Source organism: Chitinophagales bacterium, from assembly GCA_019638515.1.
Classification (GTDB): domain Bacteria; phylum Bacteroidota; class Bacteroidia; order Chitinophagales; family LD1; genus UBA7692.
On the sequence record JAHBTS010000001.1, the window covers coordinates 468,106 to 492,337 of the forward strand.

At 40.6% G+C, this 24,232-nt stretch carries 16 protein-coding genes; 10 read left to right on the top strand and 6 right to left on the bottom strand.

Annotated features, from left to right (window positions below; genetic code table 11):
• The first annotated feature begins 44 nt into the window (after positions 1-44).
• Positions 45-1,274, top strand: a complete 1,230-nt coding sequence (locus KF872_02050) for a right-handed parallel beta-helix repeat-containing protein (protein ID MBX2902310.1) — start codon at positions 45-47, stop codon at positions 1,272-1,274.
• 65 nt (positions 1,275-1,339) lie between these two features.
• On the opposite strand, the gene purD is transcribed toward KF872_02050, so the two are convergent.
• The gene (purD, locus tag KF872_02055; GenBank protein ID MBX2902311.1) at positions 1,340-2,608 is read right to left on the bottom strand and encodes a phosphoribosylamine--glycine ligase; all 1,269 of its coding nucleotides are present in this window, start codon (positions 2,606-2,608) and stop codon (positions 1,340-1,342) included.
• Between the two features lie 154 nt (positions 2,609-2,762).
• Between purD and aroB the strand changes: the two genes are divergently transcribed.
• From aroB to KF872_02085, 6 genes are all read left to right on the top strand, one after another.
• Positions 2,763-3,827, top strand: coding sequence for a 3-dehydroquinate synthase (gene aroB / locus KF872_02060; GenBank protein MBX2902312.1), 1,065 nt, complete (start codon positions 2,763-2,765; stop codon positions 3,825-3,827).
• Complete coding sequence (locus KF872_02065) at positions 3,814-5,031, top strand: hypothetical protein (protein MBX2902313.1); 1,218 nt, start codon at positions 3,814-3,816, stop codon at positions 5,029-5,031. The genes aroB and KF872_02065 overlap by 14 nt, the downstream gene beginning before the upstream one ends.
• Before the next feature lie 66 nt (positions 5,032-5,097).
• A complete protein-coding gene (locus tag KF872_02070; GenBank protein ID MBX2902314.1) occupies positions 5,098-8,529 on the top strand; it encodes a lamin tail domain-containing protein in 3,432 nt (1,143 codons plus the stop codon).
• A 34-nt stretch (positions 8,530-8,563) separates the two neighbouring features.
• Positions 8,564-9,013 (top strand): GNAT family N-acetyltransferase, encoded by a 450-nt coding sequence (locus KF872_02075; GenBank protein ID MBX2902315.1) that lies wholly within the window; start codon positions 8,564-8,566, stop codon positions 9,011-9,013.
• A 22-nt stretch (positions 9,014-9,035) separates the two neighbouring features.
• Positions 9,036-9,803: an MBL fold metallo-hydrolase gene (locus KF872_02080; GenBank protein ID MBX2902316.1), complete on the top strand. Its 768-nt coding sequence runs from the start codon at positions 9,036-9,038 to the stop codon at positions 9,801-9,803.
• A 335-nt stretch (positions 9,804-10,138) separates the two neighbouring features.
• Positions 10,139-10,882 (top strand): hypothetical protein, encoded by a 744-nt coding sequence (locus tag KF872_02085; GenBank protein MBX2902317.1) that lies wholly within the window; start codon positions 10,139-10,141, stop codon positions 10,880-10,882.
• Between the two features lie 271 nt (positions 10,883-11,153).
• On the opposite strand, the gene KF872_02090 is transcribed toward KF872_02085, so the two are convergent.
• Positions 11,154-13,973, bottom strand: coding sequence for a T9SS type A sorting domain-containing protein (locus KF872_02090; protein ID MBX2902318.1), 2,820 nt, complete (start codon positions 13,971-13,973; stop codon positions 11,154-11,156).
• Between the two features lie 87 nt (positions 13,974-14,060).
• Complete coding sequence (locus tag KF872_02095; GenBank protein MBX2902319.1) at positions 14,061-14,933, bottom strand: sulfite exporter TauE/SafE family protein; 873 nt, start codon at positions 14,931-14,933, stop codon at positions 14,061-14,063.
• A 229-nt stretch (positions 14,934-15,162) separates the two neighbouring features.
• Here KF872_02095 and KF872_02100 point away from each other — a divergent pair, with 229 nt between their 5' ends.
• Together KF872_02100 and KF872_02105 are read left to right on the top strand one after the other, a co-directional pair.
• Positions 15,163-15,954: a hypothetical protein gene (locus KF872_02100; protein ID MBX2902320.1), complete on the top strand. Its 792-nt coding sequence runs from the start codon at positions 15,163-15,165 to the stop codon at positions 15,952-15,954.
• A gap of 64 nt (positions 15,955-16,018) precedes the next feature.
• The gene (locus tag KF872_02105; protein ID MBX2902321.1) at positions 16,019-18,253 is read left to right on the top strand and encodes a S8 family peptidase; all 2,235 of its coding nucleotides are present in this window, start codon (positions 16,019-16,021) and stop codon (positions 18,251-18,253) included.
• Between the two features lie 79 nt (positions 18,254-18,332).
• On the opposite strand, the gene KF872_02110 is transcribed toward KF872_02105, so the two are convergent.
• The 3 genes from KF872_02110 to recN are packed head-to-tail and all read right to left on the bottom strand — an operon-like array spanning position 18,333 to position 21,859.
• Positions 18,333-19,091, bottom strand: a complete 759-nt coding sequence (locus KF872_02110; protein ID MBX2902322.1) for a hypothetical protein — start codon at positions 19,089-19,091, stop codon at positions 18,333-18,335.
• Positions 19,092-19,096: 5 nt separating this feature from the next.
• Entirely contained in the window at positions 19,097-20,191 is a 1,095-nt protein-coding gene (locus tag KF872_02115) for a Nif3-like dinuclear metal center hexameric protein (protein ID MBX2902323.1), read from the bottom strand.
• 6 nt (positions 20,192-20,197) lie between these two features.
• Entirely contained in the window at positions 20,198-21,859 is a 1,662-nt protein-coding gene (gene recN, locus KF872_02120; protein ID MBX2902324.1) for a DNA repair protein RecN, read from the bottom strand.
• A 144-nt stretch (positions 21,860-22,003) separates the two neighbouring features.
• On the opposite strand from recN, the gene KF872_02125 reads away from it, so the two are divergent.
• Positions 22,004-24,124 (top strand): penicillin acylase family protein, encoded by a 2,121-nt coding sequence (locus KF872_02125; protein ID MBX2902325.1) that lies wholly within the window; start codon positions 22,004-22,006, stop codon positions 24,122-24,124.
• Positions 24,125-24,232: the final 108 nt, after the last annotated feature.

Below are 24,232 nucleotides of genomic sequence, written 5' to 3' on the forward strand. Positions count from 1 at the left end.
TTCTATTGCAGAAAGTTATTTTCGCTACTTCTAAAAAATTATCCATGAAAATTAAACTGTTTTTCTTGTGCCTTATTGCTGTTGTGGCAATGGTTTCTTGCAATTCGGGTGCTCCGACTTCTGCCGATAACACTGCGTTTGAAACTCAGTTGCTCGAAAACTTTGCCAATGCTAAGGATGGCGATATTATTGAGTTGCCGGAGGGTACATTCACTATCCAGCGGCCGTTAATTTTAGATGGATTGAATAATGTTACAATACGCGGCAAAGGAAAAGATAAAACTATTTTAAGTTTTAAAGGGCAAAAAGATGGTGCAGAAGGAATTCGCGTTACATCCAACAATGTGTTGATGGAAGATTTTACCATAATGGATGCCAAGGGCGATTGTATTAAGGTGCAGGATGCTACCGGAGTTACATTCAGAAATTTGAAAGTGGGTTGGACGGCACAGCATTCCACACAAAACGGTTCGTATGGTATTTATCCGGTTGGGTGCACCAATGTGCTGGTAGAAAATTGCGAAATTTTTGGTAGTAGCGATGCGGGTGCATATGTTGGACAGTCTAAAAATATTATTGTAAGAAATTGCCATGTGCACGATAATGTTGCCGGAATTGAAATTGAAAACAGTATTGATGCCGATGTGTTTGATAACTTATGCGAAAACAATACCGGAGGTATTTTAATTTTTGACCTGCCGGAGCTGCCCGTAAAAAACGGGAGCAGATGCAGGGTGTTTAACAACCGCATGATAAATAATAATGTGAAAAATTTTGGAGTGAAAGGAACTGTGGTGGCAGAAATTCCTGCGGGTACAGGCATTATTGTTATGGCTACTAACGATTGCCATGTTTACAATAACGAGATAAAGGGAAACAATTCTATTAGTGTGGGAATAGTTGCTTATGGTTCACTTCAAAAGCCGTATAAAGATTCAATTTACGATCCATTTTGTGGAGGTATAAACATATACGATAACAAGATAGAACGCGGTAGCGGAAAGCCTGATGGCAGTGTGGCATTTGGGCAATTGTTTACGGCAATGTTTGGTGATAAGGTTCCGGAAATAGTGTATGATGGTTCTGTAAATTCAAAGTATTTTGATAGTTATGGAAATATAAAGCCGGAGTATAAAATTTGTGTTCGCAATAACGGCAATGTGGAGTTTGTAAATTTAGATATTGCCAATAAAGGCAAAGGTATGAGCAAAGATGTAAGCAAAGTAGATTGCTCATTAGAGCCTTTGCACGAGGTTAAATTGGCGGCACACTAAAAACAGATGTTTTGTTATCCGCGCAGTTTAGTGCATTGCCGATTACTTTGCACGGATAAAGGGTTTTAAAATTCCCAACCAATATCGCGCCTATAATACATGCCCTCAAACTGTATTTCTTGAATGGTAGTAAGCGAGGTTTTTACAGCATCTTTAAGATGTGTTTCTAAAGAAGTAACGGCTAGTACGCGGCCTCCATTTGTTACCAATTCGCTTTCAGTTTGTTTGGTGCCTGCATGGAAAATAATAGATGCACTTTTAGTAGGTAAGTGTATAGGCAGTCCTTTGGGGTAATCGCCAGGATAGCCGCCCGAAGCAACAATAACGGTTGCCGCAGCACGGTTGTCTATTTCAATTTTTTCTTTCTGTAAACTTTCATTTGCAGTGGCTTGCAATAGTGGTACTAAATCGCTTTTTAGGCGGGGCATTACAATCTCTGTTTCGGGATCGCCCATGCGGCAATTGTATTCAATTACAAATGGGTTGTTTTCTACTTTTATCAATCCAAAATAAATGAACCCTTTGTAGGTAATGTTTTCTTGTTTTAAACCTGCAATAGTGGGTTTAATAACTTGCAACTCTACCTTTTGCATTAGTTCGCTATCTAAGAATGGTACAGGCGAAATGGCGCCCATACCTCCGGTGTTTAAGCCCGTATCGGCTTCGCCAATGCGTTTGTAATCTTTGGCTTCGGGTAAAATTTTATAGCTGTTGCCATCAGTAAGTACAAATACAGAAAACTCAATGCCCGAAAGAAATTGTTCGATTACTACGGTGGCGCTTGCCTTTCCGAAACGTTCGTTGCCAATCATGTCGCGCAATTCGTTCTGCGCCTCTGCAATAGTGCTGCAAATAACCACACCTTTTCCGGCAGCCAATCCATCGGCTTTTAAAACAATTGGGGGCTGTTGTGTTGCAATATATTGAATGCCTTCTTCTAAAGTTTGGCTGTTGAATTCGCGATAAGCTGCTGTAGGAATATGGTGCCTAAGCATAAATTCTTTTGCGAAAGACTTGCTGCCTTCTAATTGAGCTGCTGTTTTAGAAGGGCCAATTACCGAAATTTTTCCATCGGGATATTTCTGTTGGAAGTAATCGTACACGCCATTTACCAATGGTTCTTCGGGGCCAACTACAATAAGCGAAATATTGTTTTCTAAACAGAATTTTTCTTGTGCGGCAAAGTCGTTTATTCCAATGTTTACATTAGTACCGCAACTTGCTGTGCCGGGGTTGCCGGGAGCAATAAATAATTTATGACAAAGTGGACTCTGTGTAATTTTCCAAGCAAAAGCATGTTCTCTTCCACCGGAACCTAAGAGTAAAATATTCATGTAGTTGTTTTGTGCAAATATGGAAGAAGCAAGGCAATGAACAAGTATTCTTCAGTATATTTTACAGTACTTTGTATTGTTGCTGTGCCTTGTCTTGGTATAAATGTAGCCAGTGGGGTTTCTTTAAAATAGTTTATTTCGTTGCAGTAATTTTGTGTGCACTATTACAGTAAATAAACGTATGCAGCAATCTCCGGTAATTTTTGCAGAAAGTATGCACTCCGGTCTTTTTTCAAAATCGAAGAAGATTTTTGTATTAACCGATGAAAACACCGTGCGCTATTGCCTGCCTGAAATAGAAAAGCAAGGCGAAGTACACACCATTGTAATTCCTGCCGGTGAGCAGCATAAAAATATTGAAACACTTACCAAGGTTTGGCAGGCATTGGCTGCGGGTTTTGCCGATAGAAATAGTGTGTTGGTAAATATTGGTGGCGGTGTGGTGTGCGATATAGGTGGTTTTGCGGCTGCTACTTACATGCGTGGAATTTCGTTTGTGCAAGTGCCAACTACCTTGCTGGCAATGGCCGATGCAGCACATGGCGGCAAAACGGGAATTGATTTTTTAGATTTCAAAAATATGCTTGGTGCATTCGCGCTGCCGGAATCTGTAATAGTGTATCCTGCATTTTTAAAAACATTGCCGCAACGCGAGTTGCTAAGCGGTTTTGCAGAGGTAATTAAACATTACATTATTGCCGATGCTTCTTCGTTTCACGAAGTTTGGAAGTGTAAGGCTGTAATTATAGAAGAGGCAAATTGGAAACCATTGCTACAGAAAGCTATTGCCATAAAACAATCGGTGGTGGCGCGCGACCCATACGAAAAGGGCATTCGGAAAATACTCAATTTCGGGCACACGGTTGGGCATGCAGTAGAAACTTTGTTTCTGCAAGAAAAGAATTATCTGCTACACGGAGAAGCAGTGGCTATTGGTATGCTAATGGAAACACTCATGGCGCAGGAACTAAAGATTATTCAGCAAGCAGAGGCAGAACGAATAGTGGAAGTGTTGATAGAAATTTTTCATAACCGCCCTGCAATAGCAAATCCAGCCCAAGTCTTGCAAGCAATGAAACATGATAAGAAGAACCGAGATGCGGTGCCGCTTTTTGCGCTTCCAAATCGCATTGGTAATTGCCTTTTTAATTGCGAGGTAGAAGAGGCGGTAATTTTAAATGCATTTAAAAATTACAACGAGTTGTATGCTGTTGCATAAAGTTAATACGCTGCCATTCCGTTTTTCGGTAGAAATTCCATCTAGTAAAAGCATGAGCAATCGTGCTTTAATTCTTCATAAATTGAGTGGTGAAAAAATTACGGTACAGCATTTATCGGAAGCGCGCGACACAAAAATTTTATGGGAATTGCTCAGTAGCAATAGCGAAGTTTTAGATGCACAAGACGCAGGAACTACACTTAGGTTTTTAACCGCTTATTGCTGTGCTGTAAATAGAAAATCCATTATTACGGGAACCGAAAGAATGAAGAGCCGACCCGTGAAACCATTGGTAGATGCGCTATGTGCCATAGGTTTTTCTGTTCGGTATCTGGAGAAGGATGGATTTCCTCCGCTGCAAATTCTGCCAATAGAAAATAGCAGCGCACTAAGAAGTGAAGTTGAGATAGATGCTTCGGTAAGCAGTCAATTTATTTCTGCACTTATGATGATAGCGCCTGTGTTGCCGGCAGGATTAACTATTAGGTGGAAAGGTGCGGCAGTATCGGAGCCATATTTACAACTTACGCATTATATGTTGAAGCAATGCAAGGTAAACATAACTATGAATGCGAATAGCATTACCATAGCGCCTGCTTTATTTGCACCGGTAAATTTCAATGTCGAGGCAGATTGGTCGAATGCTTACTACTGGATAGCTTTGGTAGCACTGCTTCCCAATAGTAAAATGCTGTTGAAGCATGTGCAACTGAAATCGTTGCAGGGCGATGCACAGGCGGCAAAATTGCTCAGTATGTTTGGTGTGCATGCCGAGCAGTTGCCCAATGGTCTTTCAATAGAAAATACAGGGTTTAGTTTCCCAAAAACAGTTTCGGTGAACTTGAATTTTATGGCACATCCAGATTTGGCACAAACGTTTATGGTGCTTTGTGCTGCCAAAAACATACAGGCGCGGTTTAGCGGTCTTTCTACCTTGGCTATTAAAGAAACCAACCGAATAGAAGCCATGCAGGCAGAGTTGAAGAAGTGTGGTGTGGCGCTGGTGCAAACCGATAGCGATATGTATGAGCTGCAAGGTGAGTTTGCGCAGCCGCAAGAGCCAATTTGTACCTATAAAGATCACCGTATGGCAATGAGTTTTGCTCCTTTAGCAGCATTGGGAATGGTGGAAATAGAAGAGCCGGAAGTAGTAGAAAAATCGTATCCCGATTTTTGGAAACAGTGGGCATTGCTGTATAGCTAATGTAGTAGGCAATATTTGCTACTGCAAGAATCTTGCTATTTGGTACTGTTCTGCTATATTCGGAAAATGAAGCTGCTGCACTACCTGCTTATCCCTATTTTACTTTTTTCTTTTTCGCTGTTGCACGCCCAAGTGTTTGAAAATTTCAGCGATGGAGATTTTACTGCAAATCCTGCATGGTCGGGAACAGCTTCTAAGTTTTTGGTGAATGGCGGTTTAGCATTGCAAAGCAATGGAAATAGCGCAAGTGGCGATACATTGGCGCTTTCTACGCCTAATAGTTTATTCGATTCGGTAGAGTTTAGTTTTAGCATCAATCTTGGGTTTAATCCAAGTTCTACCAATTATGTGCGTGTATATTTAGCGAGCGATAGCAGCAACCTTCGCAGTTCGCTCAATGGGTATTATCTTCAGTTGGGCGAAACGGGCAGCAACGATACCATTAAGATTTTCAAACAAACAGGAAATACAGCAGCATTGGTGTTTACAGGCAATGCTGAAGTTATTGGCAGTAGCGCTGTTTCGGCCAATGTTAAGTGCTATATTACAAGAAGCAGTGCGGGCGTGTGGAAAGTGTATGCCGATAAAACCGGAGGAAGCAATTATACGCTATACGGAACTTTTACCGATAATTCATGGAATGCCACTGCGCATTTTGGTTTTTATGCACGCTATAGCACGGCATCGCGATTCGATAAGTATGTATTTGATGATATAGAAATAAGGCACATTGTTGGCGATACCACCAAGCCGGTGGTTGTGAATGTAAGCGTAGTGAATGCCACGCAGTTAGATGTGTTGTTCTCGGAGCAGGTATCGCTTGCAGATGCGCAGAGCGCAGCTAATTATCAAGTGAATAATGGTATTGGTGTGCCGCAAAGTGCAGTATTAGATGGTGTGGATAAGCGTATGGTGCATCTTACCTTGTCTTCGCCTTTGGTGAGTGGCAATAATTATAGCATAAGTATAAATGGCATTGCAGATATGGTAGGAAACACAATGCTGCCGCAGCAACTTGCTTTTAACTTTTTTGTGCCTCAATTGTATGATGTACTTATAAATGAAATAATGGCAGATCCGGATCCTAAAGTTGGTTTGCCGGGAGTAGAGTTTGTGGAGTTGCATAATAGAAGTTCGTTTCCAATAGATTTAGGCAGTTGGACTTTTTCAGATGCTTCTACTACTATTGTTCTGCCTTCAGTTACGATACCTAAAGATAGTTTTGCGGTAATTGTTCATAAAGATTCTGCTCTGCAGTTTAGCGCAATGGGAGCAATAGTTGTTTCCGTAAATTCATTGCCATCGCTTAACAACGATAAAGACTCTCTTACATTAAAGAATCCAAATGGAAACGTAATTCATTCGATAGTGTACAGCGATAGCTGGTATGGCGATGACAATAAGAAGCAGGGCGGTTATACTCTAGAATTGCGCAATCCATTAAATCCTTGCGCTGCCGATGGAAATTGGATGGCATCAACCGATGCAAGCGGTGGCACTCCGGGCAGGCAGAATGCTGTTTATGATGCTACTTTGGATTTGGAGTTTCGTGCAGGGAATGTGCGTTTTGCAGCCTTAAATGCAATAGCTGTTTCTTTTACTGAAGTTTGCGATGCGGCTTCGGCAACCACTGTTGCCAATTACAACGTAGATAATGGCATGGGCAATCCGCAGTATGTTTATTTCGATTCGGTAGTAAAGAATGCGGTGGTGCTTTATTTCAACCAAAATTTCGATACTTCTACAATCTATAAACTCACTGTTTCGGGAGTGAAAAATTGTGTGTCGCTTGGTTTACAGCCATCTACTTTTACGCTTGCTTTTCCGCAACGGGCAGCGCGGTACGATGTGTTGATTACAGAGATAATGGCAGATCCCGATCCGGTAGTAGAATTGCCCAACAGAGAATATATAGAACTTTACAATCGCAGCAGTAAAGCAATTTCTCTTAAAAATTGGCAACTGGGAAAAATTGGCGCTTCGTCTGCAGCACTGTTGCCCGATGTGTTGCTTATGCCCGATGCTTATTTGTTGTTGTGTAGTGTAACGGCAGCGGGCGATTTTTCGGCATTTACGTATCCAATTGGAGTGTCGAGTTTCCCTTCGTTGAACAATACAGGAGATGCTGTTTTTTTGAAAGATAATACGGGTGTATTTATACATGCAGTGGAATATGCCGATACTTGGTACGGTACTGATTCCAAGAAGAATGGCGGCTGGAGTCTTGAAATGATAGATGCCAATAATTGGTGTAGTGGTGCTGCCAATTGGAGCGCTTCCGTAAGTGCTTCCGGTGGCACTCCGGGTTCAAAAAATTCAATTGCTGCTACAAAGAATGATTCGGCTTTGTTGAATATTGTTAGAGCAGCACTTCTTTCAGACACCGTACTCGGCATTACGTTCAATAAAAGCCTAGATAGCGCTGCTGTGGTAAATGCAAATTTTTATACGGTGAGTGGCAATATAGGAAAGCCGCAAAGCGTGGAGGTAATGCCGCACCTGTTTAATCGTGTATTACTCAAATTTTCGCAGCCATTTTTGCGAGGAATAACCTATTCTATAAAAGTAAACGGGCTAGGCGATTGTGCAGGAAATGGTATGGGTATAAATGATACTGCGCGTTTTGCGCTGGCAGATTCCATAGCGCCCAACGATATTGTAATAAATGAAATGCTCTTTAATCCGGCAACGGCAGGTGTAGATTATGTGGAACTTTATAACCGCTCTCAAAAAGTGTTGGATATAGCTAAGTTGGTAGTGGAAGAACGCGAAGTTTCTAATCCGGAAAATGTTCTTGAAAAGAGCGATACCTTGCCCGATACTTTTTTGTTGTTTCCCGATGAGTATGCAGTATTTACTACCAATACCGACATGGTGAAAGCTCAGTATAATGTGAAAAATCCTCAGCAGTTATTGCTGTTGAAGAAGTTGCCTAATTTTCCTGACGATGCAGGTATTTGTGTATTAAAAAGTACTGCCGGAATTGTGATTGATAGCTTATGTTATGCCGCTCAGTGGCACTATGCTTTATTGGATGAAAAGGATGGCGTGTCGTTGGAGCGCATCAACTATAATCAGCCAACTAACGATAGAGGCAATTGGCATTCAGCCGCAGGCGATATTGGTTTTGGTACGCCTACTTATTTGAACTCTCAGTTTTATACTACCGGCATTAGCGATGATGCTATTGCAGTGGAGCCTGAAGTTTTTTCGCCCGATAACGATGGCTACAAAGATTTCACTTTAGTAAAGTATCGTTTTACAGAGCCGGGATATCAGGCCTCTATTAGAATTTTTGATGCAATTGGAAGAGAAGTAAAATACTTAGTGAAGACAGAAACGCTGAGCGCCACAGGAGAATTTCAGTGGGATGGCACTAACAACGATGGTGGAAAAGCCCGTACCGGAATTTATACGGTGTTTGTAGAGGTATTCAACCTGCAAGGGAAAACCAAGCGTTTCAAGAAGAATGTGGTGTTGGGTGCTCGCTTAGATTAGATGTAATTCAGTTTTTCCAATATAGAATGATATTATGTTGTCAGTTCTTAGAACCAATTCAAGCAACGATAATTTTAGAAACCTAGTTGTTGAGCTCGATAGATATTTAGCAAAGAGAAATGGCGATGCCAATGAGTTTTTTGCTCAGTACAATAAAATTGACTCACTGCAAAATGTGGTAGTTGTTTTTCATAATGGCAAAGGTGTTGGTTGCGGAGCTATAAAGGCATACAACACAGGCGTTTTTGAGTTGAAAAGAATGTATGTAATAGAGGCAATGCGTGGTAAAGGTGTGGCAACAGCAATGCTGCGGGAATTAGAAGCGTGGGCGAAAGAATTGGGCTGCCATACTTGTATCTTAGAAACCGGGAGCGAAATGAGTGATGCCATAGGTTTATATACTAAGAACGGATATACTGCAATTGCCAATTATGGGCAATATGCTTTAGTTGAAAACAGTAGATGCTTTGAGAAAAAATTGTGAACTATAAATTGAGAGGAAACGTATGCCAATAGTGTATCACCTAAACTGTGTTACAATCGTGTCGCCCATCAATAGCAATGTTTGCGGGCACTGCCTATTGTTGAAGGAAGAAGATAAACTGGTTTTAATAGATACAGGAATTGGTCTTTTAGATGTGCAACAGCCGGAGGTACGAATAGGTAAAGAACTTATAGAATTGGTTGGATACAGATTCTGTGAAGCACAAACTGCAATTAGGCAAATTGAACAGTTGGGTTTAAATCCTAAAGATGTAACAGATTGTGTTATCTCGCATTTAGATAATGATCATATTGGCGGGCTTGCAGATTTTCCTGATGCAATTGTGCATTTGGGAAAAGAAGAGTTGGAGAGCTATAATGCCAACCATCCAAGGTATCTACGAATACCATTAGCGCATAATCCCATTATTAGAACTTATGGAGAAACTACCCACAAATGGTTTGGCTTCGAGGCGCGTAAGGTAAACGTATCTTTAAAAACAGAGCTGTTCCTTATTCCTCTTTTCGGACATACATTGGGGCACTGTGGAGTTGCACTGCAAGTAGATGGTAAATGGTTGCTTTATGTTGCCGATGCTTATTACATGCGGGTAGAATTATTGGACAGTATGCATCCGGTAAGCGAGTTGGCTGCAATGCGTGCCGATAATAATACATTGCGTGTGGCTACGCTCAATCAAATACGTGCACTTGTAGAGGCGCATCCGGAAATTAGTGTGTTTGGGTATCATGATATTGAAGAGTTCAATTGTTATACTGTAGAGAGATAGTGGTAATGGTAGGGTGACCGTACATAAACCAAACGGACTTTTGACAAACGAAAAAGAGAATAGATGATTTACGTTGTGATAATTTTAGCGGTAATAATTGTGTTTGCATATACCGCTCGACAAAAAGGCGGAGACAAAACATCAAACAGCACACCATGGTATTTATGGTGATTTAGGAAATCTTAAAGGGAAAAATTTAAAATTTGAATCACTTTCAAAGACACAGGAATATATTGAACTGCTTTTAGCGTTAGACAACATAGAAAGAAAGCGTTGGTATTTCGGATTAAAAAAACGGAGCCAACATATATTTATACAGAATCTGCATAAACAATATGAGTTTCATTCCAATAACGACACCAGTCTCAGAAATTATAAATAAACACATAGTAAACGGTGTATTTATAGAAGACCATCTTGAGCAAAGTGTAATCTCACCAGATGTTTTTCAAAAAGCAAAAGAAGATGTAGAACAGCGACTAAAGGTAAAAGTGAAATTTGGCAAGTGTAGTTCTGTATTAGTTCATCAGTTAACAAGACACAGCTTACAGATATTTGAAAAATTTGGCAATGAAATACATCACTACCATTTTCCTACAATCCTTGACATAATTGAACTTGTTGACCAAGGACACAAAATGAATGTAAGGCCATTTAATAAAAATGGAACTCTTGCTGGATTAAAACACATTCATCATAACTCCAACACTTTTATTGCACAAAATATGGTGAACTGTTGGAAAGAAAAATATGGCAAAGATGATGAGGTGTCTTTTCAAAACATATTACTTGAAGAAATTTTCACTGGACTATTAAATGACTTCCCAAAAGAGATTGCTCAAAAGAAATCATTAACAGTTCTCTTGACAAAAATTTTATACGAAAGTAAATTCAGAAAACCCCAAAAGCATACTGGTGAGTGGATTGTATTTGCTCAAAAGGACAATGTCAATTACTATTTGTGTCTAGCAACACATAATGAATGCAAAGACTTTACAGACCAAGTAGTTTATGAACGGATTAAACCTTGCTTGGCAGAATTTCCTGAAATTAAAAACAACTTTGGTGGACAAATTTAACGATAGGCACATGGACGAAAAGAGAACCACTACCGCTAACAGCGGTTTGGCAAAAGTGGCGGTTCAATGCTCCGCAGACAGTTTTGTGGTTAATCAAACATTTGTTCTCCGCATCAACATTTGTGGTAAAATCGCCACCTTCGCCAAGCCGCAAACCGATAGGCGTAGCTCGTATCGAACTTTGTTTGCGAGGAAATTTTAATTATTTCTTACAATAAAAAAAGGCTGTCCGTTTATAGCGGACAGCCTTCTCTTTAATTCAAAAAAGCTATTACTTAATTAAAGTAAACTTCAATGTTTTAGAAGCTGCTTCTTTACGGATGTTTACTAAGTAAATTCCTTTTGGTGCTTCATTCATAACAAAGGTATGTTCTTTTTGAACTTTAGCTGTCATGATGATTTCACCAATTAAATTGCTGATAGTTACATCGTAAGTATTGTTGTCGTTTAACTCCAGTTTAAATGTGCCACTGTTTGGATTAGGCATCAATGTTACAGCAAATGAATTGTTGGCTTCTTTAATGCCTACACCTGTAACATTTTGTGCAGCACTAGTTCCTTTACATCCATTAGCATCTGTTACTTCTACGGTGTAGTTTCCGTTTTGGGTAGCAGTGTAAGTTTGTGAAGTTGCATTTGCAATGTTGTTGTTGTTCAATTTCCATTGGTAAGTACTGAAAGTTCCGGTGCTTAAAGTAGTGCCGGATACAGTAATGGTTGGAGTTGGCAATGGATTTACAGAAACTGTAAATGTAGTAGAAGCACTGCAACCATTGGCATTGCTTACGGTAACTACATAAGTAGTAGTGGTGCTTGGTGTAGCAATTACATTGGCAGTAGAGCCTAATCCATTAGACCAAGCATAAGTGGTACCTCCTGTAGCTTTTAAGAAAGCAGTATCGCCAGCACAAATAGTGTTGTTACCGGTAACAGAGGCAGTAGGTGCTCCGGGATTAGATAAAGTTACGTTGGCAGTAGCTGTGCAACCATTGATATCGGTAACGGTAACAGTGTAGTTGCCTGCACTTAAACCTGTGGCAGTTGATGAAGTTTGCGCAGGAGTGCTATTCCAGTTATAAGTATAAGTAGCGGTGCCTCCGTTGGCGGTAACGCTTGCAGAACCATTAGATTGTCCGCAACCTGGTTGAGTACCTGCAGTTGCAGTAGCTGTAAGCGTGCTGGCAACGTTGTTTACAGTTACGCTATCTACGACAGTTGCACCTGTATTGGTTTCAGTAACTGTTACAATATATGTTCCGGGGTTTAAGCCGGTAATAGTGGCTGTGTTCCCACCATTGCTCCATGCGTAAGAGTAGTTGGTGCCGCCACTTGGTGTAGCAGTTGCAGTTCCTTTAGTGTTGCAATGTACATCTGTTTTAGACATGCTTACAGTAATACTTGCAGCAGCACAGTTAATAGATGCATAGTTAGCAGTTTGTGAAGTGTCTACTGCAGGGCAAGTTACGCCCGAGTTTACTACACGAATAAAAGTTGGTTCAAAACCGGGAACGCTAAAGGTATTAGCTAAAGCAGAAAGTTCACCTTGCTGTGTTCCAAATGCTCCGGTAATAGTAACATAGAATAGTATTTTGTATTGTCCGCAAGCTGCGTTTGGCGTGCCTGTAATTCTGTAGCAACCGCTAGAACCTCCGGTATAAACCGCAGGGCTTTGGTTTAAGGTAGCAGTTAAGCCGGTAGGTACATTTCTGATGCTATCAACGGTTGCGCTGGTTACAGCAAATCCGGCAATGGTTGCAGGTACTGCAAAAGAAATATCTTGTGTGAAAGATTGCCCATTAGTAGCACAAGGAATATTGGCAGATGTTGGTGAAAAACCTGTTCCGCCCGGAGTTGGTGTACAAGTGCCTCCGCTAGAAGCTAAGGTAGTAAAGGTTAAATCTTGTCCATTAGTAGTGCCGTCTGCGCTTACTGCTCTAGCACGGAAATGGTAAGTAGTGTTTGCTTGTAAGCCGGTTAAGCCTGTTGAAATAGCAGTTGCAGTTGTTCCACTTACGCTTGAAGGTGTTCCGGCAACAGTATTGCCGTACGAAGTTGTTAAACCCCAATCGAAGTAAGTTTGTGAGTTTACACCGTTGGCATTTACAGAGCCGTTTAGGGTTGCAGTGGCTTGAGTAATGCTGCTGGCTGCGTTGGTAACTACGGTAGGAGGAGTAGGAGTGCTAACAGTTACGTATGCAATAATCCAAAAATCACCATAAAGGATTTCGCAAGTAGCCGCTTCAATAGAGCTGTTAGCATCGCAATCGTTACCCAAAGTTGAAAACCCAGAAAGGTTAGTATTCCCTGAAGTAAAGTTCATGTAGCCTAAGCTGTTGCCCTCTACAGTAGAATTGCGGTATATACAAGCACCTCCACAATCATCTCTGTATCCCTTAATTAAGTTGAATTTATTTGCAGTATCGCCTTGGTAATCTACTCTAACACCAAATGGCTTGCCTGCTGGTAAAGTTGCATTTACAGGGAATACTTTTGAGTAGCCTCCGTTGAAAACCAAATTGCCTAAAGCGTTGAAGTTGTTGGTGCCGGTTGCATTCAGTGTTTGCGACCACAAATCTACGGTAGTTAAGTTAGCCGCTGCTCCTGAACCTGTTATAGACGCTTGAGTGATATCAAATACCGATACTTTAAGCGTATCAGGCTTGGTTGTAAGTGTTCTGTTATGAAAATAAATCACTTCAATACTATCTACTCTCACAGTTTTACCTGTATAGGAACCTAAGCTAACCGATGGATAAGTAGGTTGAATGTTCAACAAAGAATCAAAAAGTACAACAGCATATTTGTAGGTTTCATTTGCATTATTGGCGTAGCGTAAATTCACTCTGGAATAACCTAGGTCAAAAGTCTTGCCCAAAGTATCTGCATAGTAATCGTTAAAGTTGTCGTCAAAATAGCTGATTACAGCATTGGTAGAAGCGCGAGAGGCATCTACTCTGTTTACTCTTTGTTTGGGTAAAGAGTTGGTTAGTTTTTGCAGCCCCGGTGCACTTTTGTAACCGGAATTTAACTGCTGTGCATTCGTGGCAAACATGCCTAAGGCAAGTATAGCCAGTAAGTAGAGTTTTTTCATACAAGCGATGTTTAAAAAGAATTTTGTTTCAACAAACTTATTCCATTTTGTTGGAGTTGCAAGAAAAAATTCAATATACACTTGAATTTAGGAGATGGTTTCCATAAGTGTTTTGGCGCTCATAATACTTACAAGTAATCCCACTATAATTAAAAGAACTTTGGGTGAAATTTTTCCTACGGCAAGAGCACCCAAAGGTGCAGCTAGTATTCCACCTACAATTAAACCAAGTATAATAAGTACATTGTGTAGCCCCAGCAAGGTTGTAAATACTGCTGAGCTTACAAATGCAATAAAAAATTCTACTGAATTTACGGTGCCAATGATGAGTCGCGGATGTTTACCCTTGCTCAGTAATGTTGCATTTACAATCGGCCCCCAACCTCCCCCTCCAAGTGCATCTAAGAAGCCTCCGGCAAACGCAAGTAAGCCAATGCGTTTTATTTTGGTGCGTGTAGTTTTTGGAGCAAAAGCCTTCTTTAAAATTGCCAATCCCATAAGCAGCAAGTAAATACTTACGAATGGTTTAAGATATGCACCATTAAAACTACTAAGAAGAAATGCACCTGCTGCTCCACCTGCAATGCCGGGCAGCAGTAAAGCCATAAAAAGGCGCTTGTGAATATTGCGTAGCGATAAATGCGAAACAGCAGATGCGCCACTCGTGAATACCTCTGCAATATGTACAGCCGCGCTGGCAGCAGCCGGAGATACGCCCGTACTCAATAAAAAAGTATTGGAAGAAATACCATACGCCATCCCCAAAGAGCCATCAATAAGTTGGGCAGAAAATCCAATTAAGATGTATAGCAATAATTCTTTTTGAAAGAAAACGGCAGCTAGTTTATTATATCCATTTTGCGCTGTATCGGAAATGAAAAACATGGCAGCCAATCCGGCAATCAACGCCACAAAAGCAATAGTTGCCCATACATAACCGGAAGTTGTATTTAACTTCATTCAAATGAAAATATGCTTTTGGTAATTTCTTAAAAGATTTGGCGCTGCAAGCAGTTCTCTTTTATGTTTTTTTAGGCAGGAAAGGTGGAGGCAGGCAACCCAATAGTATATCATAAAATTTCTTATGATAGAGCAACGCAGGCAACGCTTTATTCGTTTTGTTTATCAGTTTTCAGAAATAATACGCAATTTTGGGATGTACATAAACGTTTTGTTGCAAATTCATTATATGAAATATTGGTTGGTGTTGTTTGGGTGCTTGTGGATACTTGCTGTAAATGCACAGGAAGATGAGGTGCTACCGCCTTCACCTAAATTTAAAAAGGTGCAAAAGAGCAGCGATACTCCACCAAATCCAACAAGCAATACACAGCAAAATGATGTGCCGGGGAATACTGCACCCGATAAAAAAGATGAAGAGTTTAAACCTTTCTCGCAAAAGAAAAAAGTAGATTTAAGCAAGTTTATTATCGAGCCAAATTTCATTCTGTCGCTTGGTAGCAACCAGTTTAATATAGGACTTTCTCCTTATGTGGGATATAGAGTCTGGCAACCCAAAAAATCTAAATCGGGCAGTAGCAATGGTCTGTATTTAGGAGGAGGTATAACTTATTATTACACGCGCTACAGTCTGCAATATAGCGATGGTTTTACGGTAGTAACCGGAAAGCCGAATTTTCATACCTATGGCGGTGGAATTTTTGCGCAATACAATATATGGAAAGGTTTTTTTGCACGTGCCAAATTTGAAGTACTTCAATTAGAAATTGATGATATGAATAATTGGCGTCCCGTTTATTCTGCACCTCCAAACGTGGTGCTGAAGGGTGTTGAATACCCACGCATAAAAGAAACGGTACCGGCATTACTTATTGGTGTGGGCTATAATTTATTGCAGAGCAAGAATTTCTTTTTTCCGATTATGATTTCTTACAACGTGCTGCACAAAGCAACCAACAGCACATATTCTCCTTACCGAAGTGGTTGGGTAGCGCAATTAGGTTTTATCAATTTGTTTTAAGCGCTTTAAACATATTGTTTAGCGGCACTCTAATAGCTTTCATTATTTTTTTTAATCATTGTACATGAAATATTTAGTATGTATATGTGTTGGAGTATGGTGGAGCCTTCAAATACAGGCGCAGCCTGGTTTATCGGCCGGAACCAAATTGCTCTTACATAAGTTAAAGAAAGAAGAAGGAAAAGTTTTTTTTGATGGCTTTGTATATAAGCAAGATAATCGGGGAAGCGTGTATGTTTCCGGATTGGTGGAAGTAGAAAACAATTTTAATCCTGCAAGTTTTGAGTCTATTGGCGTAAGAGTTGGCACTAAAACCGGGAATATTTATACCGTACGTGTTCCGGTTGAGCGGTTTGAAAAATTTACGCAAACAGCAGGTGTGAAATTTATAGATGTAGATCAACCAATGTTGATGCAGTTAGACTCGGTGCGTAAAGCAACTAAAGTAGATTCTGTTCATGGCGGATACGATTTGCCAATGCCCTACACCGGAAAAAACGTGGTGGTGGGTGTTATAGATGCGGGTTTCGATTATTCGCATCCGGTTTTTTACGATACGGCATATAGCAATTACAGGGTGAAAAAAGTGTGGGAACAAAAGAGCAGTGGTGTGCCACCTGCCGGATTTTCGTATGGTAATGAATTGGCAGATTCTGCTGCGATTCTCGCTAAGGGCTTTGATGTGAGCGATGGTTCACACGGTACGCATGTGGCTGGTATTGCAGGAGGTTCAGGATTTGGAGGCGATGCTACTAATAAAGAGTTTAGGGGCATTGCATACAATAGCGATTTGGTTTTTGTAGCCATTTATCCCACACCTCAGTATTGGCTTTCTACCGGTATGAGCGATATGTTGGATGGCATAAATTACACCTTTAATTATGCTGCAAGTGTGGGCAAACCTGCTGTTGCAAATTTAAGTTGGGGTTGCCCTTTAGGCCCGCACGATGGCAATTCTTTGTTTAGCAAAGCTTGCGATAACTTGGTAGGCGCTGGTAAAATTTTTGTGCTATCGGGAGGAAACAATAACAATAATATTATCCATTTGGGAAAGACATTTGAATTGTTGGACACGGCAGTTTCAACTATCGTTACTTTTCCTTCATCGCTTACAGAAAAGAAAAACCAGGTAGATATTTGGGGCGATTCTTCCCATACATTCTGTATTAGATTCGGTTTATGGAATGGCAGTACAAAGTACGACAGTACTGCTTTAGTTTGTTTAGACGATAATGTGCATTCCTTCAGTTTAATTGGTTCCGATGGCGATACTTGTTTTGTAACGGTATCTACTACACAAAAGGAATTTAACCAAAAGCCACATGCACTTGTTCAGCTCTTTTCTAAAACAACTAATAAGCTTGCTTTAACGGTAGAGGGTTACGATGGTTCTATCAATATGTGGCAAGGCATTGTGGTTAAAACCAGCGGACACTATGGTTCTTTTGCAAAATCGGGTTACGGTTGGGCTGTGAATGGTGATGCAGAAATGGTGGTAAGCGATATGGTTTCTACCCGAAGAGCTATAGCAGTAGCGGCATATAATACTAAAAACTCGTTCACGAATGTGAATGGAAATAAGCAAACATATTCGGGTTATACACGCGGCAATATTGCTGCTTTTAGCAGTAAAGGCCCCACTGCAGATGGCAGAACCAAGCCGGATATTGCTGCTCCGGGTATGATTGTGTCTTCGGCTGTGAGTTCGGTAGATAGCGAGTTTATGGCAACCGGAGCTTCTTATACTTCGGTAACGAGTGTTTATACTTCTGCTATGAATGGAGTAAAGTATCCGTTTGCTGCACTGGGAGGCACTTCCATGGCTGGTCCCGCGGTGAGTGGTATTGTGGCTTTAATGCTGGAAATAAATCCTAATCTAACGCCCGAAAGTGTAATGCAAATTCTTGCCGAAACAGCTATTGCCGATAATTTTACGGGTACTATTCCTTCGGCAGGAAGCAATACTTGGGGCTTCGGAAAAGTGAATGCTTATGGTGCCATAAAGAAAACATTGATTACGGTGGGTATTGTTCACGAACCTTCGGTGTTACAATGTATGTTGTATCCCAATCCTTCGACAAGCGGAAGCTATAAAATTCAATTAGAAAGCATAAATGGTGGAAAGGCGGAGGTAACGGTGTATAATTCCAATATGCAGCAAGTGCATGCCAGTGTATTTGAGATGGTGGCTGGTAGCAATACTTTGCCGTTGCAAATGCACAATGCAAGCAATGGATTGTATGTTGTAAAAGTAAAGGCTGCTGGACAGGAATCTGTAATTAAACTGGCAAAGCAATAGTTCTTGTATAAAAGAATTATATTGTATAAAAAGAGAAGGCTGCCATTGGCAGCCTTCTCTTTTTATACTTTTTCTTGTTTTAGTTATCAGCATCTTTGGTGGTAAAGTCCACTAAAATTCTGCCACAATGTTCGCAAGTAATAATGCGTTTACGTTGGCGAATTTCCATTTGGCGTTGAGGAGGTATTTTGGTAAAGCAGCCGCCACAAGCATCGCGCATTACAGCTACTACTGCTAATCCATTGCGGTAAGCTTTGCGAATTCTGGTGTAACCTTTTAGCAAACGCTCATCTACTTTTTTGGCAGCCTTTTCTGATTTAGAAAGTAACTCTTGCTCTTCTTTTTCAGTCTCTTCTACAATTTTATCGAGTTCTTTCTTTTTGTTTTTTAGATCCTTATCGCGCGTTTTAATTTGCTTTTCGGTTTCTTCCAGCAAACCTTTTTTTACTTCAATTTTGGCATTGGCATCGCCTACTTTTTTATCGCTCAATTGAATTTCGAGTTTTTGCAACTCAATTTCTTTGCTGAGTGCTTCAAATTCGCGATTGTTTTTTACGTTGTCTTGTTGTTTTTCGTAACGCGTAATAAGTTCTTTCGCCATAGATTTGGCGTTTTTACGGTTTTGCGCTTCTTGATCCAACTCGGCAATTTCATCATTGATATTGCTAAGGCGTTTGTTCAAACCTTCTATTTCATCTTCGAGGTCGCGCACTTCTGCGGGCAATTCCCCTTTTAAGATTTGAATTTTATCTACTTGCGTATCAATTTGTTGTAATTCCCACAGTTGGTGTAGGCGTTCTTCAACAGAAACTTCTTTTACAGCGGTTGCTTTTGCCATATTTTTTAAAAATAATTTACCGGATTAGTGTTAATTCGGCTTAAATGGAGCGCGAATGTAGGAAATTTTTCATTTAATAAAGAAATCAACAAATCTTTTGTGAATTGTTCGCTTTCGTAATGGCCAATATCTGCAATAACAATGCGGTTTTCGGCATCAAAAAATTCATGGTATTTAAAGTCGGAAGTTACATAAAAATCGGCTTGGGCGGCTATAGCGTGTTTGAGTAAAAAGCTACCTGAACCTCCGCAAACGGCAATTTTTTGCACTTTTCTTTTTAACAAATTGGTGTGGCGAATGCAGTTTGCGTACATTTTTTCTTTTAAGAAGGAAAGAAATTCGCTTTCAGAAAGTGGCGCGGGGAGTATGCCCACCATGCCGCTGCCGGTGTGTGCCAATGTGTTGGTAAGTGAATATAAGTCGTAAGCCACTTCTTCGTAAGGATGGGCTTGGGTGAGTGCTGTAATAATTGAATGCTCTAGGTGTGCAGGAAAAATTGTTTCGAACCGCATTTCAGATACGCTTTCTTTTTTGCCTGCAGTTCCAATGGTTGGGTTTGAAAGTGTATTTCCTTTAAAGGTGCCTGTGCCTTGTTGGGAGAATCCGGTTTCGCTGTAGTTGCCTATATGGCCGGCTCCGGCTGCGAATATGGCTTGGGTTACGGTTTCAAAATTTTCAACAGGAATAAAGGTTACTAGCTTTTTTAGGAGGTTTGCTTTGGGTTGCAGTATTTGGCAGTGTTGCAAGCCTAATCGTTTGCAGATTTCGGCATTTACACCATTGCTTACATTGTCAAGATTAGTGTGTATGGCATAAATGGCAATACTGTGTTGAATAGCTTTAATGACAACGCGCTCTACATAGTTTTTACCTGTAATTTTTTTTAGACCCGAAAATATAATGGGATGGTGTGCCACAATAAGGTTGGCTCCGAGTGCAATGGCTTCATCTACTACTGCTTCGGTGCAGTCGAGGGTAATGAGTGCAGCGTTAATTTCCATGGCGGGGCTGCCGGTAAGTAGGCCGCAGTTATCGTAGCTTTCTTGCCATGCCAGTGGTGCAATACTTTCGAGATGTGCGATTATTTCTTGCAGTTTCATGTTTGGTTAATTTTCTATGAGTTCTTTGGCATTGGCAAGTGCTGCGGGTGTGATATTTTCACCACTAAGCATTTTGGCTACTTCGTGCAATCGCTCTTCGGAGTTGAGCTGCTTTATGCGTGTGTGTGTGCGCTCGCCTTGCAGTTCTTTGTAAATATGGAAATGCTGTTTTCCGGCTGTGGCAATTTGTGGAAGATGCGTAATGCAAATTAGCTGATGGTGTTGGCTAAGTTGCTTCATTAGTTCGCCAACGCGCTTGGCTACTTCACCGGAAATTCCGGTATCTATTTCATCAAAAATCATGGTAGGAAGCGTTGCTGCTTCGGCTAAAACAGATTTTATGCATAGCATAAGTCGTGAGAGTTCACCTCCCGATGCCACATTTTTTAATGCTTGTGGTGCTATGCCTTTATTGGCAGAAAATAGAAGTTGTACTTCGGAAAATCCTGTTGGGGAAAGTTGTTGATGTTGGGTGAAATTTACTTCTACTAAAAAAGTGGCATTGGGCATTCCTACTTTTTGCAGTAGTTCTTTTACTTGTTTTGAAAAAGAGGGTGCGGCATTGGTTCTGTTGGTATGTAGTAATTGTGCGGTTTGTAATAGTTTTTCTTCGCTGGTTTTTATAGTTTTTTGCAGTGCGGCAATATTGCTTTCGAGTTGGGTGTTTTGGGTGTTTTTTTCTTGTAGTTGAAGGGCTATTTCCAATAGGTTGTCGGCATTTTCTACTTGATGTTTTTTGCACAGTTTATGAAGCAAAAGCAGTCGCTCATTTATAGTTGCTAAGCGTTCCGGCTGTATGGAAATATCATCGGAAAGATTTTCTAATTCACGGAAAATATCTTTGAGTTCTATGACGGTGCTGTGGAGGCGCTCGCTTAGTTCTGCCAGTTGTTTGTTGAATGATTTTACGGGCTTTAGCTCATTGATACTTTCCGATAGCAAACCGATGATGGATATTTCTTGTTCGTCTATAAAGCCTGCCACTTTTTGAATGGCAATTTTTATGTTTTCGGCATTGCTTAAAGTGCTTTGTTCTTCTTCTAGTTGAAGCTGTTCGCCTGCTTCAATTTTGGCTTCGTTTAATTCATGTAACTGAAATGAAAAAAAGTCGTTTTCGGCAGTAGCCTGCCGGAGTTGCGCCTGCAAATTTTCCAACTGTGCAACATCTTTTTTGTGTTGAAAATATTGCGCAGTGTAGGAAGAAAGCAGTGGCTTGTTTTGTGCTAAAGTGTCAAGCATTTCCATTTGAAAACCGCTTTCGGCAAGCGAAAGAGTTTCGTGCTGCGAATGGAGGTTTACTAATTGTTCACCTATGTTTTTTAATACTTGAAGTGTAACGGGCGTATCGTTTACAAATGCCCTGCTTTTACCCGATGCGTTAATTTCTCTTCGCAAAACGGTTTCGGGTTCGCAATCTAATTCGTTGGCTGCGAGCAGTTGTTCCAGCGTGGGGGAAGGCTTGCCGAAAACAGCTTCTACCGTACATTTTTGCTGTTGGTTAAAGAGTGCTTTAGTATCGGCTCTTTCGCCCAAAACCAACGCAAGTGCGCCTAAAATAATGGATTTGCCGGCTCCGGTTTCTCCGGTCATGGTGTTTAATCCACTGCCGAAGTTTATTTCAAGCTCGTCAATAATGGCGTAATTTTGGATAGAGATACTTTTGAGCATAACAAAGCAACGAAGCAAAAAAAGTAAAACAAATGGTATTGAAGAATACTCGTGAGTGAAGGCGTAATTAAATACAGAAAAATTAACCGATGCTATGTTGCATAAAGCCGAAACTAATCTTTTCTTGCGCACTTATTTTTTACAATGCAGTACGCACTTATTTTTTTCTTCTCCCTATTGTTTGCCGTAGGGCAAGTTGGAGCTCAATCGGCATATATTGTAAATCCCGAAAATGTAACTATTGCCCGCGATAGTTTTGGTGTGCCACATATTTTTGGAAAAACTGATGCCGATGTGGCATATGGTTTGGCATGGGCAAATTCCGAAGATGCTTTTCATGTGGCGCAAGATTTGCTTTATACCTCTAAAGGATTTATGGGAAGATCGGGAGGTGTAAGTGGCGCTAAAGCCGATTTTTTTGTGCATGCAATTGGAGCCAGGCAGTTGGTAAACGAAAGGTTTGAAAGCGATTTGTCTCCGGCATTCAGGAAGTATTTAAGTGGCTTTACGCAGGGTATCAATGCTTATGCGGCTGCGCATCCCGAAGATGTGCGCATTAAGAAAGCATTTCCCATAAATGAGAAAGATGTGTTGGTTGCGTATGTTACCATTATGAGTTTTATGAGTACCGCAGGCGATAAAGTTGGCGATGCTGTAAGTGGGAAGTATGATGGCGAAAAAGTTATTTTCGATAGCAATAATTCACTGGGTACCGTTGGCTCAAACGCTTTTGCTTTGGCGGCATCTAAGACCACAGACGGTAAAACGTATTTGTGTATAAATCCACACATGTTTATGGAAGGTCAGTTGAGTTTTTACGAAGCTCATCTGTGCAGCGAAGAAGGTTTGAATATTTCAGGACCAATGTTTCATGGAAGCAGTTCGCTGGCAATGGGTGTAAATAAACACTTAGGTTGGGGAATGACTTGGAATTACATGAAAAAGGCAGATGTATTTAAGTTGAAAATGCATCCCCAAAAGAAGTATTACTATGAGTTTGATGGTGCTTGGGTAAAGTTAGAAAAACGCCCTGTGTGGCTCAAGGTAAAAGTGAAAGGCTTGCAGGTGGCTGTAAAGAAAACAACCTATTGGAGTAAATATGGCGCTACAGTAAAAAGCGATAAGGGCAATAATTTTTATGCTATACGCTTTGGTGCAAACCAAACTATAAAAACGCCACAGCAACTCTACGAAATGAATAAGGCCGATAGCTATGAATCTTATTGGAAAGCATTGCGCAATAATGCTTTGGCATTGTTCAATATAGTGTATGCCGATGAAAAGAATAATATATTTTATTTAAGCAATGGCGAAATTCCCGATAGGAATTTGAAAATGGATTGGCACGGTATTATGCCCGGAAACACCTCTCAAAATTTATGGACAAAGTTATTGCCCAACGATAGTTTACCACATGTAATAAATCCGGCTTGCGGGTTTGTAATGAATACTAATAATACACCATTCGATGCCACTTGCGAAGGGCAAAACGATAACCCCAATCGCTATCCGCGCTATTTGGTAGATGAGCGCCCCGGCAATAATAATAGAGCCATACAATTGAGGAAAGCACTATTGGCAAAAGAAAAGTTTGATTTCAGCGATTTGCGTGAAATAAAGTTCAACTATGCCATATCCAAAGAGTCGCCATTGTATCGCTCCTTGCAGCCTTTATTTAATCTGGACACCGTTATGTATCCCGAATTTGCAACGGCTATTAGAACTTTAAAGAGTTGGAATTTAGTGTGCGATACCAATTCTTATGGCACGGCAGTAGTGGGTGCTTTTATGCAAGTTTTATTTGACAAGCGTGGCCGCAGCGATGCCAGTTTTGTTTCGGGATTCTCTATTACCGAAGATGAAACCGTAGAAACATTACGTAAAGGATTAGCATTTCTTAAAGAAAAGTTTGGTTCTGAGTTGGTGCGCTGGGGCGATATACATGTAAACTATCGCGCAGGAAAAATGGTGCCAATGAATGGATTTCCCGATGTGCTTTCTCCAACATATCCTGTGCAAAAAGTAATTAACGGCAAAACATATTTGGTGCCAACTCATGGCGATACCTATACCATGTTTGCCAAGTTCGGGAATCATGGTGTAGAAGCCATGCAATCGCTGCTGCCTACCGGAAATTCATTGCGGGAAACTAGCCCGCATTACAACGATCAAATAGAATTGTTTCGCGATGTGCGCCTCAAACAAATGAGTTTAGATAAGGACATAATCTTAAAAGAGGCAATAAAAATTTATCACCCAAAATAATAATAGACAAAGAACGTGATAGGTGTAATAAACATTGCCCGTTTACTTTTGTAGAAACGCAGTTGTGTAGTATGTTGCATTAAATTTTTGGAAAACAAAAAATCGTGT

Coding starts and splice junctions, on each gene's coding strand:
- KF872_02050 (MBX2902310.1), top strand. CDS start 45: ATGAAAATTAAACTGTTTTTCTTGTGCCTTATTGCTGTTGTGGCAATG.
- purD (MBX2902311.1), bottom strand. CDS start 2,608: ATGAATATTTTACTCTTAGGTTCCGGTGGAAGAGAACATGCTTTTGCT.
- KF872_02065 (MBX2902313.1), top strand. CDS start 3,814: ATGCTGTTGCATAAAGTTAATACGCTGCCATTCCGTTTTTCGGTAGAA.
- KF872_02070 (MBX2902314.1), top strand. CDS start 5,098: ATGAAGCTGCTGCACTACCTGCTTATCCCTATTTTACTTTTTTCTTTT.
- KF872_02075 (MBX2902315.1), top strand. CDS start 8,564: ATGTTGTCAGTTCTTAGAACCAATTCAAGCAACGATAATTTTAGAAAC.
- KF872_02080 (MBX2902316.1), top strand. CDS start 9,036: ATGCCAATAGTGTATCACCTAAACTGTGTTACAATCGTGTCGCCCATC.
- KF872_02085 (MBX2902317.1), top strand. CDS start 10,139: ATGAGTTTCATTCCAATAACGACACCAGTCTCAGAAATTATAAATAAA.
- KF872_02090 (MBX2902318.1), bottom strand. CDS start 13,973: ATGAAAAAACTCTACTTACTGGCTATACTTGCCTTAGGCATGTTTGCC.
- KF872_02095 (MBX2902319.1), bottom strand. CDS start 14,933: ATGAAGTTAAATACAACTTCCGGTTATGTATGGGCAACTATTGCTTTT.
- KF872_02100 (MBX2902320.1), top strand. CDS start 15,163: ATGAAATATTGGTTGGTGTTGTTTGGGTGCTTGTGGATACTTGCTGTA.
- KF872_02105 (MBX2902321.1), top strand. CDS start 16,019: ATGAAATATTTAGTATGTATATGTGTTGGAGTATGGTGGAGCCTTCAA.
- KF872_02110 (MBX2902322.1), bottom strand. CDS start 19,091: ATGGCAAAAGCAACCGCTGTAAAAGAAGTTTCTGTTGAAGAACGCCTA.
- KF872_02115 (MBX2902323.1), bottom strand. CDS start 20,191: ATGAAACTGCAAGAAATAATCGCACATCTCGAAAGTATTGCACCACTG.
- recN (MBX2902324.1), bottom strand. CDS start 21,859: ATGCTCAAAAGTATCTCTATCCAAAATTACGCCATTATTGACGAGCTT.
- KF872_02125 (MBX2902325.1), top strand. CDS start 22,004: ATGCAGTACGCACTTATTTTTTTCTTCTCCCTATTGTTTGCCGTAGGG.